The organism is Microtetraspora fusca, from assembly GCF_001570365.1.
In the GTDB taxonomy this organism is placed as follows: Bacteria; Actinomycetota; Actinomycetes; order Streptosporangiales; family Streptosporangiaceae; genus Microtetraspora; species Microtetraspora fusca.
On sequence record NZ_BBYK01000060.1, the window covers coordinates 131,104 to 142,359 of the forward strand.

Consider the following 11,256-nt stretch of genomic DNA (forward strand, 5'->3'; position numbering starts at 1 on the left):
TCTGTGAGGAGCGACGAGATGTTCGAGAGGTTCACCGACCGTGCGCGGCGGGTTGTCGTCCTGGCCCAGGAAGAGGCCCGGATGCTCAACCATAACTACATCGGTACTGAGCACATTCTTCTTGGCTTGATCCATGAGGGTGAAGGCGTTGCCGCCAAGGCTCTGGAGAGCCTGGGCATCAGTCTTGAAGGTGTGCGCCAGCAGGTCGAGGAGATCATCGGCCAGGGGCAGTCGGCGCCTTCGGGGCACATTCCTTTCACCCCGCGCGCCAAGAAGGTCCTTGAGCTGTCGCTCCGCGAGGCCCTGCAACTCGGCCACAACTACATCGGCACCGAGCACATCCTGCTCGGCCTCATCCGCGAGGGTGAGGGCGTGGCGGCCCAGGTGCTGGTGAAGCTGGGGGCCGACCTCAACCGAGTGCGGCAGCAGGTCATCCAGTTGCTCCACGGCTACCAGGGCAAGGAGCCCGCGGCAGCCGGGGGCCCACAGGAGGCGGCGCCGTCGACCTCCCTTGTGCTGGACCAGTTTGGCCGCAACCTGACCCAGGCCGCCCGTGAGGGCAAGCTCGACCCGGTCATCGGCCGGGAGAAGGAGATCGAGCGGGTCATGCAGGTCCTCTCCCGGAGGACCAAGAACAACCCCGTTCTCGTGGGTGAGCCCGGCGTCGGCAAGACCGCCGTCGTCGAGGGCCTGTCCCAGAAGATCGTCAAGGGCGAGGTTCCCGAGACGCTCAAGGACAAGCAGCTCTACACGCTGGACCTGGGCGCGCTGGTCGCGGGTTCGCGTTACCGCGGCGACTTCGAGGAGCGCCTGAAGAAGGTGCTCAAGGAGATCCGCACCCGCGGCGACATCATCCTGTTCATCGACGAGCTGCACACGCTGGTCGGCGCGGGCGCCGCCGAGGGCGCGATCGACGCCGCCAGCATCCTCAAGCCGATGCTGGCCCGCGGCGAGCTGCAGACCATCGGCGCCACCACGCTCGACGAGTACCGCAAGCACCTGGAGAAGGACGCGGCTCTGGAGCGGCGCTTCCAGCCGATCCAGGTGGCCGAGCCCAGCCTCAGCCACACCATCGAGATCCTGAAGGGTCTGCGGGACCGCTACGAGGCGCACCACCGGGTGTCCATCACCGACGGCGCGCTCGTGGCCGCGGCCACGCTGGCCGACCGGTACATCAGCGACCGGTTCCTGCCGGACAAGGCGATCGACCTGATCGACGAGGCCGGTTCGCGGATGCGCATCCGCCGGATGACCGCTCCGCCGGACCTGCGCGAGTACGACGAGAAGATCGCCAACGTGCGGCGCGAGAAGGAGTCCGCGATCGACGCGCAGGACTTCGAGAAGGCCGCCGCGCTGCGCGACCAGGAGAAGCAGCTCCAGCTCAAGCGTGAGCGCCGGGAGAAGGAGTGGAAGGCCGGCGACATGGACGTCGTGGCCGAGGTCACCGAGGAGCTCATCGCCGAGGTTCTCGCGACCGCCACCGGCATCCCGGTCTTCAAGCTGACCGAGGAGGAGTCGCAGCGACTGCTCCGCATGGAGGACGAGCTCCACAAGCGGATCATCGGTCAGGACGACGCGATCAAGGGTCTGTCCCGGTCGATCCGCCGGACCCGCGCCGGTCTGAAGGACCCGCGCCGTCCGGGTGGCTCGTTCATCTTCGCCGGCCCGTCCGGTGTCGGTAAGACGGAGCTGTCCAAGGCGCTGGCCGAGTTCCTGTTCGGGGACGAGGACGCGCTGATCATGCTCGACATGTCCGAGTTCATGGAGAAGCACACCGTCTCGCGGCTGTTCGGCTCCCCGCCCGGCTACGTCGGGTACGAGGAGGGCGGCCAGCTCACCGAGAAGGTGCGGCGCAAGCCGTTCTCGGTGGTCCTGTTCGACGAGATCGAGAAGGCCCACCCGGACATCTTCAACTCGCTGCTGCAGATCCTGGAGGACGGTCGCCTGACCGACGCCCAGGGTCGCGTGGTGGACTTCAAGAACACCGTCATCATCATGACGACCAACCTCGGCACCCGGGACATCTCCAAGGGCATCGGGGTGGGCTTCGCGAAGTCCAACGACGTGGAGAGCAACTACGACCGGATGAAGGCCAAGGTCCAGGAGGAGCTCAAGCAGCACTTCCGGCCCGAGTTCCTGAACCGTGTCGACGACATCGTGGTCTTCCACCAGCTCACGCCGAAGGAGATCATCCAGATCGTCGACCTGATGCTCGCCCAGGTGGACGAGCGGCTCAAGGACCGGGACATGGGCCTGGAGCTCAGCGCCGCCGCCAAGCAGCTGCTCGCCGACCGCGGCTACGACCCGGTGATGGGCGCCCGTCCGCTGCGCCGTACGATCCAGCGCGAGCTGGAGGACGTTCTCTCCGAGAAGATCCTGTACGGCGACCTGCGTCCGGGCCAGATCGTCAAGATCGACGTCGAGGGCGAAGGCGACACCGCGAAGTTCACCTTCACGGGCGCGACCAAGAGCCCCGAGGTGCCTGACTCGGCCGCTTCGATCGCGGAGCCGATCCAGCACTGAGCAACGGCGAGGATCCTCGCCGACGGAACCCCGCGTGAGACATCGCTCACGCGGGGTTCTTCTTTTATCCGGCACCGGGCTATGCCACCACTCGATGTAGTACTACACTGCGTAGAGCGCCCGCCGGAGACACGACGGGCCCGATATCACTCCCGCGGCGTACCAAGAAATCAGCTGCGGGGTGGACGCGGAAACCGGGAGCGCCGGGGCAGGCTCGGTGGCCCGGGCCGGATTCCCGGCCGGGAGGTGACTCCCGTCCCGTGTGGCCAGGACAGGCCATATGGGCCAATGGAGCCGGGAAGCGGACAAGCCTTGGAGGGACCTGATGCGCCTGTTGCACAACGACGGGACGCTCGTTCATGTGGCCTACAACACGGGAGTGCATCCCGCCGAGGACCTGGAGAACCTGATCGCGCACCTCACCCGCTACGCGGTGCCGGTGCGCAGGAAGCTGAGCGTGGACCGGCTCGGTGTGTGCCTGTGGCTCGCCCCGGCGGTCGCCGACCACCTCATGGCCGACCGCATAGAGCTGGTCCGGCTGCGCCGGTCGCTCGAGGAGCGCGGCCTGGAGGTCGTGAGCCTCAACGGCACCGGCGGCCGCCATCAGGAGGTTCCCGGTCCTGACTGGGCGAAGCCCGAGCGCTACCGGTACACGATGGCCCTGGCCAAGATTCTCGCGTTCCTGCTGCCGGATGACGTCCGGTTCGGCAGCATCTCGACGATCCCGATCGGCTGGCGCCGTGACTGGCCGGCCGACCTGCACGCGATAGCCTCCCGTCGGCTCGAGCGGCTCTCCCGGGAGCTGCGCGGGCTCTACAGCGTGACCGGCAAGACGATCCGTGTCGGGTTCGAGCCGTGGCCCGGGTGCGTGCTGGAGACCACCGAGCAGGCCCTTCGGCGGGTCGGCGGCATCGACTCCGAGCACCTCGGCGTGTGCCTGGACGCCTGCCACCTGTCCCTGGGCGACGAGAAGGCCGGCGAGGCACTGCGTGGGCTGGCCCAGTCCGGCGCGCCGGTGGTGAAGCTCGGCCACGTGCACAACCACGGCAAGGAGAGCCCGAGCACCCAGCCGGTGATCGAGGGCACGCTCAACGCGATCCTGTCGGGCGCGGTGAGCGGCAGCGCCCACGTCGAGGTCGAGGTCCACGACTGGGTCGCGCCGAAGACGAAGGGCCCCGCGGCGCTCGTCGCGCGGCTGGCCGACGAGCTCGACTGGACCCGCAGCAATCTGACCGCCCTCGGGCTCAAGCTCGCCGCCTGATCAGGCGGGTAGCCGGTACGTCCCGTCCGTGAGGACCTCGGCCAGCCCGTCGTCCAGGAGGCCGTCCAGAGCCCTCTCCCGCTGGACGTGGTCCGCCCAGACCACGTCCAGCGCCTCTTTGGGCACCGGGCCGTGCGCCTCGCGCAGGACGGCCAGCAGCCGCCCCCGGCACTGCCGGTCGGTGCCCGTGTACGTCTGGCCGCGCCGTACCGGGCCGTCGTGGGCGGGCCGTCCGGCGAGGCGCCAGGCGCACTGCGCGGCGACCGGGCAGCCCTCGCAGCGCGGAGCCCGCGCCGTGCAGACGAGCGCGCCGAGCTCCATCACCGCGACCGCCCAGCGCGGTGCGCCGACGGCGGGGATGAGCGACTCGGCGAGCCTGCGCTCGGCCGACGTGGTCGCCTTCGGCGGGTACTCCTCGCCGCGTACGGTCCGGGCCAGCACCCGGCGGACGTTCGTGTCCAGGACGGCGTGGCTGCGCCCGTAGGCGAAGCTCGCGACCGCTGCGGCGGTGTAGTCGCCGATGCCGGGAAGCGCCCGCAGCACCTCGTAGGTGTCGGGGACACGGCCTCCGTGCTCGGCCGTGATCACTCGGGCGCAGGCGTGCAGGTTCAAGGCCCGGCGCGGGTATCCGAGGCGGCCCCAATGCCGTACGGCCTCGCCCGGCGGCTGGGCGGCCAGCGCCTCCGGGGTGGGCCAGCGCTCCATCCACTCGGTCCAGATCGGCAGCACCCTGTTGACGGGGGTCTGCTGCAGCATGATCTCGCTGACGAGGATGCCCCACGGGGTCGCCTCCGGCCGGCGCCACGGCAGGTCCCGGTTGTGCTCGGCGTACCAGTCGAGGATCGGCTCGCGCAGTGAGATGGCCACCTGCCGACCTTACCGGGGCCGTGCTGCCGTGCCGTCGGCGAGCCGTTCCCCTTCGCGCCCAACGACTCACCATACTTACCGTATGGATCCGGACACGTTCCGTAGTGACATCGGCATCGAGGGGACGGACGTCTACTGGCGCCGTCGCATGGCGGTGCTCACCGGCGTTCTCGTCGTGGTGGCGGTCGTGGCCTGGGCATGCACGAGCGCCTCGGGGCGGCAGACGTCCGCCGGAGCGACCAAGGGTGCCACGCCCGCGCCCGACGCGCTGGTCGTCTCGCTGCCGTCGCCGCTCGCCTCGCCCTCGGCAAGCGCCTCGCCCACCCCCTCGCCGTCCGGCGAGACGGAGGCCAAGAGCGACAAAGGCGATAGGGCCGACAAAAACGGTAAAGAGGGCAAGGACGGCAAGGGTGCGAAGGACGCGAAGGCCGCCGCCCCGCGCCGCCCCGGCGATCCCTGCGACCCCAATGAACTCGTGATCAGCCTGCGGGGCGGCCAGCAGACGTACGCGGGGAGCGCCGAGCCGACGTTCCTGCTGACCCTCGTGAGCACCGCGAAGGTGGACTGCACCGTGGACGTCGGCCCCCGGGTGCTGGAGACGCGCATCATCTCGGGCAACGACCGGGTGTGGTCCACGGCCGACTGCGTCAGCGGCGACGGCGACGACATCCAGATGCTCAAGCGCGGCATTCCGTACGTGCGGACCATCCGCTGGGACCGGCACCGCTCGGGGCAGGACTGCACGGCCAAGCGCGCGGCCGCCCTGCCGGGCACGTACGTCGCCTGGACGCACGCGGACGGCCTGGACGGACTGCACAGCCCGAAGACGGTCTTCTACCTGCGCTGACCGCGACGGGCGGGGTGATGCCCGGAGTGACTCAGATGTAGCGTTCGAGCAGCGAGGACTCCGCGAGGCGGGACAGCCCCTCGCGGACGCTGCGGGCTCGGGTCTCGCCCACGCCGCCCACCGACTGGAGGTCGTCGACGCTGGCGGCCAGGAGCTTCTGCAGCCCGCCGAAGTGGTCGACGAGCCGCTCCACGATCGTGTCGGGCAGCCGCGGCACCTTGGCCAGCAGCCGGAAGCCGCGGGGGCTGACCGGCCCGTCCAGGGCACCCGTGTCGGAGTAGCCGAGCACGTGGGCGACCTTCGACGGGTCGAGCAGGTCGCCGGAGGACAGCGCGTCGAGCGCGTGCAGATGCTCGGTGAAGTCGCCCGAGCGCTCAAGCGTGGAGTCGGGCAGGTAGTCGCGCACGATCAGCTCACGATCGGTGTCCACGCCGGCGACCAGCTCGTCCAACTGGAGCGAGAGCAGCCGCCCGTCGGTGCCGAGCTCGACGACGTAGCCCTCGATCTCACCCGCGATGCGGCGGACCATCTCCAGCCGCTGGACCACCGTCACCACCTCGCGGACCGTGACCAGATCCTCGATCTCCAGGGCGGACAGCGTGCCGGAGACCTCGTCCAGCCGCATCTTGTAGCGCTCCAGAGTCGCGAGCGCCTGGTTGGCCTTGGAGAGGATGGCCGCGGACTCCTCCAGGACGTAGCGCGTGCCGTCCAGGTAGAGCGCGATCATCCGCATCGACTTGCTGATCGCGATCACGGGGAAGGACGTCTGCCTGGCCACCCGCTGAGCCGTGCGGTGGCGGGTGCCGGACTCGTCGGTCGGGATGGCGGGGTCGGGCACGAGGTGCACGCCCGCGCGGACGATCCGCAGATCGCCGCTGTTCAGCACGATCGCGCCGTCCATCTTGGCGAGCTCGCGGAGCCGGGTCGCGGCGAACTCGACGTCGAGCTCGAACCCGCCGGTGCAGATCTCCTCGACGGTGCGGTCGTAACCGAGAACGATCAGTCCCCCGGTGTGGCCGCGGAGAACCCGCTCCAGGCCCTCGCGCAGCGCGGTGCCAGGGGCGACGGCGGCGAGAATCGCCCTGCGCCGCTCGTCAGATCCCTTGTCGTTGTATGGCACGTGACCCCCGCGGTCGGACGCATTACCTCGCCCAGTTTACCGGCGCAAGTCAGCTCTCACCGGACGTGTGAGAGAGCGTCCCAGACGTATTCCGCCTCGGTGACCTCGAAGCCCGGGGCGAAGGTCGTGGTGCGCAGCACGGGCTCGCGGACCGCGACGAGATGGCCGCGCGACGGCGCCCGTTCCAGCTTGGGCGCCTCTTCCTCAAGCGACCCCTTGGGGACCAGCGCGCGGGTGAAGCCGAGCCGGGCCGCCTCCGACAGGCGGCGCCGTACGTCGCGGACCGGGCGCAGCTCTCCGGCGAGCCCCACCTCGCCCAGCACGATCAGCCCGGCGGGCAGCGCCTGGTCGGCGGCCGCGCTCACCACGGACAGCATGAGGGCCAGATCGACGGCGGGGTCGGTGAGCCGGATGCCGCCAACCGTGGCGGTGAACACGTCACACTTGCCGATCTTGGCCTGCAGGCGGCGCTCCATCACCGCGAGCACCATCGCCACCCGGTAGGAGTCCAGGCCGGAGGAGGTCCGCCTCGGCTGCGGCGCCTCGGTCGGACCGACGAGGGCCTGCACCTCGGCGGGGATCGGGCGGGTGCCCTCGATGGTGACCGTGACGCAGGTGCCCGGCACCGGCTCGGCGTGGCGGGACAGGAACAGCCCGCTGGGGTCGGTGATCCCGGTGATGCCGCGCTCGTTCAGGTCGAAGCAGCCGACCTCGTCGATCGGGCCGAACCGGTTCTTCACCGCGCGGACCATGCGGAGCCGGGAGTTGCGGTCGCCCTCGAAGTGGAGCACCACGTCGACGAGATGTTCGAGCACACGGGGACCGGCGATCGTGCCGTCCTTGGTCACGTGGCCGACGAGGACCGTGGACATGCCGCGCTCCTTGGCCAGGCGGACGAGGTTGCCCGCGACCTCGCGCACCTGGGTGACGCCGCCCGGCACGCCGGTGGCCTCGGCGGAGCCGATGGTCTGCACCGAGTCGACGATGAGCATCCGCGGCTGGACCTTCTCCACATGGGTGACCAGGGCCGACAGGTCCGTCTCGGCGGCGAGGTAGAGCTTGGACTCGATCGCGCCGATGCGGTCGGCGCGCATCCGGACCTGGGCGGCGGACTCCTCGCCGGTGACGTAGAGGACGGTCTCGTGGGCCGCGGTGCGCGCGGCGGCCTCCAGCAGCAGCGTGGACTTGCCGATGCCGGGCTCGCCGGCGAGCAGGACGACCGCGCCCGGCACCAGGCCGCCGCCGAGCACCCGGTCGAGCTCGCCCACCCCGGTGGAGCGGGCGTGCGCGACCTCGGCCTTCACCTCGCCGATCGGGACCGCGGGAGCGGAGACCGCGCCCGGCTTGACCACGCTGACGCCCTGGCGGGCGCCGGCCTCCTCGACCGTGCCCCACGCCTGGCACTCGCCACAGCGCCCCACCCACTTCGCGGTGGTCCACCCGCACTCGCCGCACCGGTAGGACACCCTCTGCTTCGTCGCCACGGGGGCACGCTACCGGTCCACGCCGACAATCAGGGACGTACGTCCAGGGACGTGCCCGGCTCAGAAGCAGCCGTCGAGGTCGGCGAGCAGGAGGCGCTTGGGCTTGGCCCCGCGGATCTGCCGGACCACCTCGCCGTTCCGGTAGAGGTTGAGCGTCGGGAAGCCGAGGATGTCGTACCGGCGGGCGATCTCGGGATGGTCGTCGGCGTTGATCTTGGCCACCGTGAGGCGGTCGCCGTACTCTGCGTCGATCTCGGCCAGGATCGGGGCGAGCATGCGGCAGGGCGGGCACCACTCGGTCCAGAAATCCACCAGGACGGGTTTGTCGCTCCGCAGCACCTGCTCGTCGAACGTCTCGGCGGTCACGGTGATCATGGCTCTCCTCCTCTGGAAAACACGCAGCCGGGACAGGCCAGTGCGAGCTGGGCCGCCACCTCGGCTCTGCGGGCGAGCAGCGCGCGGACCTCGGTGTCGATCTCGGCCAGCTTGCGCCGGTAGACCGCCACCGAGTCGGGGCAGGCGTTCCCCGAGGGCTTGCCCGAGCGCAGGCACTCCACGAACGGCCGGGCGTCCTCCAAGGTGAACCCCACCGCCATGAGTGAACGGATCTCCGCGACCAGCCGCACGTCGGCCTCGTCGTACTCCCGGTATCCGTTCGCCGAGCGGCGCGCCTCGATCAGCCCCTGCTGTTCGTAGTAGCGCAACGCCCGGGTGCTCACCCCCGCGCGCCGAGCCAGCTCCCCTATGCGCATCGGCCCTCCCAGAGCCCCGACCGTAAGCCTTGACGCCAACGTCAATGTCAAGGCGTACAGGGGCTCAGAAATGCCGCCAGCGCAGGACGTTGGGGTAGGCGATCTCCAGGCCCTCGGTCTCCTCCACCGCGGCGCGGGCGACCTCGGGCGTGAACTCGATCCGCAGCACGCTCTCCAGGTCGGCCCTGGACGCGAAGACCATCCGCAGGTCGAGCTCGCGGCGCTGCCAGCCCTGCCGGGACCAGAACGCCTCCACGTCCTCGGGCGAGTACGACGGCAGCGTCCGGCGGAACCAGCGCCCGAAGGCACCCCTCGTGGCGTCCAGGTCCACCACGAAGGCCGCGCCGCCGCGGCGCATGACCCGGGACAGCTCGCGCAGCCCCGGCTCGCATCCGGGCCCGAAGAAGTACGCCCAGCGGGCGACGGCCACGTCCGCCGAGGCGTCGGGCACGGGAAGCGCCTGCGCCGTGCCCGTACGGACCCGGACGTTGGGCAGGGAGGCGCAGCGGGTGGCGGCGTGCGAGGCGAGTTCGGCGTGCGGTTCCACTCCGACCACGCGAGCGGCGGTCGCGGCGAGCGTGGGCAGGTGGAAACCGGTGCCGCAGCCGATGTCCAGCACGTTGCCGCCGTCCCAGGGGCGGATCGCGCGCATGGCCGCGTCGGCGACCCCGTCGGGGTCCACCGCCTGGTTTTCCACCTCGTAAATTTGCGGGGAGTTCCAGATGTTCGGGCTGGGAATCGCCCCGGTCAGGATGCGCGCCATGCGTCAACGATAGGTTGTGATCTTGGCTGCATCATTGTGGCGTCGCGGCACCCGCTCTCCGCCCGGCTTAGGCTGGATCCGTGAGTGCCATCCGTGTCCCCAGCGCGAAGATCGCGTTGTCAACGGCGTCGGTGTACCCCGAGCGGACGCCGGACGCCTTCGAGCTGGCGCAGCGCCTGGGATACGACGGCGTAGAGATCATGGTCGGGCAGGACCCCGTCAGCCAGGACGTCGATGTCCTCCAGCGGCTGGTGGATCACTACCAGATGCCGATCCTGGCCGTGCACGCGCCGTGCCTGCTCGTGACCCAGCGGGTGTGGGGGCGCGACCCGTGGCTCAAGCTGCAGCGCGCCCGGCGGGCGGCCGAGCGGCTGGGCGCGCAGACCGTGGTGGTCCACCCGCCCTTCCGCTGGCAGCGGGACTACGCCAAGGACTTCGAGGTCGGGCTGGCGCGGATGCGCGACGAGACCGACGTGGTCTTCGCGGTGGAGAACATGTTCCCGCTCCGGGCCCGCGGCAGCGAGGTCGTCCCGTACGCGCCGGGGTGGAACCCGATCGACTACGACTTCCCGAACGTCACGCTGGACCTGTCGCACACCGCGGTGTCGGGGTCGGACGCGATGGAGATGGCGGCCAAGCTCGGCGACCGGCTGGCGCACCTGCACCTGGCCGACGGCGTCGGGACCACCAACAAGGACGAGCATCTGGTGCCCGGACGGGGCAACCAGCCGTGCGCCCCGATGCTGCAGCGCCTCGCGAGCAACGGGTACGACGGCCTGGTGGTGCTGGAGATCAACACCCGCAGGGCGGCCGGCCGGAGCGAGCGGATCGACGATCTGGCCGAGGCGCTGGCCTTCGCGCGGCAGCACCTGGCGGCCTCGGGCCGGCGGTGACGGAGCAGACGGCGCCGAGGCGGCGGCCGGGCCGCAGGCCGGGGTCCGCCGACACTCGCGGCCAGGTGCTCTCAGCCGCGCGGAAGATCTTCGCCGAGAAGGGGTACGACAAGGCGACGGTTCGGGGGATCGCGGCCGAGGCGGGGGTGGACCCGGCGCTCGTCCACCATTACTTCTCCTCCAAGGAGGGCGTCTTCGTCGCGGCCATGCAGTTCCCCATGATGCCGGCGGACGTGCTCCCGAAGATCCTCGCCGGCCCGCGCGAGCGGATCGGCGAGCGGATCGTCCGTTTCCTGCTGACGATGACGTCCGCACCCGAGGCCCGCGAGCCCATCGTGGCGCTGCTGCGAACCGCGATGGTGAACGAGCAGGCGGCCGGCATGCTGCGCGAGTTCATCACCGACGCGATCCTGACCCGGGTCGCGCAGGCGCTGTCCATCCCACCCATCAGGATGGAGGTCGCCTTCGCCCAGATGTTCGGGGTACTGATGATGCGGTACATCGTCGAACTGGAACCGCTCGCCTCGGCGGACACGGAGGAGCTCGTCGAGATCCTCGCCCCTACGCTGCAGCGTTACCTGACCGCGTGACCCGGGGTCGTCCCTCTCCAGAGCTTTCTTCTACTATCGGGGCCGGACGTATCGACTTTTGCCCGAGAAGTTACCCGTGGGTAGGATTTGGTACGGCCTCGGCGTAATCGTGGGATGACCTGCGTTTGTACGCTGGCAGCCAACTTCGGTAAAGGG

Annotated in this window: 11 protein-coding genes; 5 read left to right on the forward strand and 6 right to left on the reverse strand. The window is 70.2% G+C overall.

What is annotated here, in order from left to right:
• Positions 1-18 precede the first annotated feature (18 nt).
• Both AWQ68_RS28430 and AWQ68_RS28435 read left to right on the forward strand, forming a co-directional pair.
• On the forward strand, positions 19-2,523 hold the full coding sequence (locus AWQ68_RS28430; protein ID WP_066945780.1) for an ATP-dependent Clp protease ATP-binding subunit: 2,505 nt from the start codon (positions 19-21) through the stop codon (positions 2,521-2,523).
• 325 nt (positions 2,524-2,848) lie between these two features.
• Positions 2,849-3,784, forward strand: a complete 936-nt coding sequence (locus AWQ68_RS28435) for a sugar phosphate isomerase/epimerase family protein (protein ID WP_066945782.1) — start codon at positions 2,849-2,851, stop codon at positions 3,782-3,784.
• Here AWQ68_RS28435 and AWQ68_RS28440 read toward each other — a convergent pair whose 3' ends face one another.
• The gene (locus tag AWQ68_RS28440; protein WP_066945785.1) at positions 3,785-4,651 is read right to left on the reverse strand and encodes an iron-sulfur binding domain-containing protein; all 867 of its coding nucleotides are present in this window, start codon (positions 4,649-4,651) and stop codon (positions 3,785-3,787) included.
• Between the two features lie 82 nt (positions 4,652-4,733).
• Here AWQ68_RS28440 and AWQ68_RS28445 point away from each other — a divergent pair, with 82 nt between their 5' ends.
• A complete protein-coding gene (locus AWQ68_RS28445; protein WP_066945788.1) occupies positions 4,734-5,498 on the forward strand; it encodes a hypothetical protein in 765 nt (254 codons plus the stop codon).
• A gap of 31 nt (positions 5,499-5,529) precedes the next feature.
• On the opposite strand, the gene disA is transcribed toward AWQ68_RS28445, so the two are convergent.
• From disA to AWQ68_RS28470, 5 genes are all read right to left on the reverse strand, one after another.
• On the reverse strand, positions 5,530-6,618 hold the full coding sequence (gene disA, locus AWQ68_RS28450) for a DNA integrity scanning diadenylate cyclase DisA (protein WP_066945791.1): 1,089 nt from the start codon (positions 6,616-6,618) through the stop codon (positions 5,530-5,532).
• A gap of 56 nt (positions 6,619-6,674) precedes the next feature.
• The gene (gene radA / locus AWQ68_RS28455; RefSeq protein WP_066945794.1) at positions 6,675-8,102 is read right to left on the reverse strand and encodes a DNA repair protein RadA; all 1,428 of its coding nucleotides are present in this window, start codon (positions 8,100-8,102) and stop codon (positions 6,675-6,677) included.
• A gap of 60 nt (positions 8,103-8,162) precedes the next feature.
• On the reverse strand, positions 8,163-8,477 hold the full coding sequence (gene trxA / locus AWQ68_RS28460; protein ID WP_066945797.1) for a thioredoxin: 315 nt from the start codon (positions 8,475-8,477) through the stop codon (positions 8,163-8,165).
• A complete protein-coding gene (locus AWQ68_RS28465; RefSeq protein WP_066945800.1) occupies positions 8,474-8,854 on the reverse strand; it encodes a MerR family transcriptional regulator in 381 nt (126 codons plus the stop codon). Before AWQ68_RS28465 ends, trxA begins: the two co-directional genes overlap by 4 nt.
• 64 nt (positions 8,855-8,918) lie before the next feature.
• A complete protein-coding gene (locus tag AWQ68_RS28470) occupies positions 8,919-9,617 on the reverse strand; it encodes a class I SAM-dependent methyltransferase (RefSeq protein WP_066945803.1) in 699 nt (232 codons plus the stop codon).
• Positions 9,618-9,697: 80 nt separating this feature from the next.
• Here AWQ68_RS28470 and AWQ68_RS28475 point away from each other — a divergent pair, with 80 nt between their 5' ends.
• Positions 9,698-10,510 (forward strand): sugar phosphate isomerase/epimerase family protein, encoded by an 813-nt coding sequence (locus AWQ68_RS28475; protein WP_066945806.1) that lies wholly within the window; start codon positions 9,698-9,700, stop codon positions 10,508-10,510.
• A gap of 65 nt (positions 10,511-10,575) precedes the next feature.
• Entirely contained in the window at positions 10,576-11,100 is a 525-nt protein-coding gene (locus AWQ68_RS28480; protein ID WP_245656159.1) for a TetR/AcrR family transcriptional regulator, read from the forward strand.
• Positions 11,101-11,256: the final 156 nt, after the last annotated feature.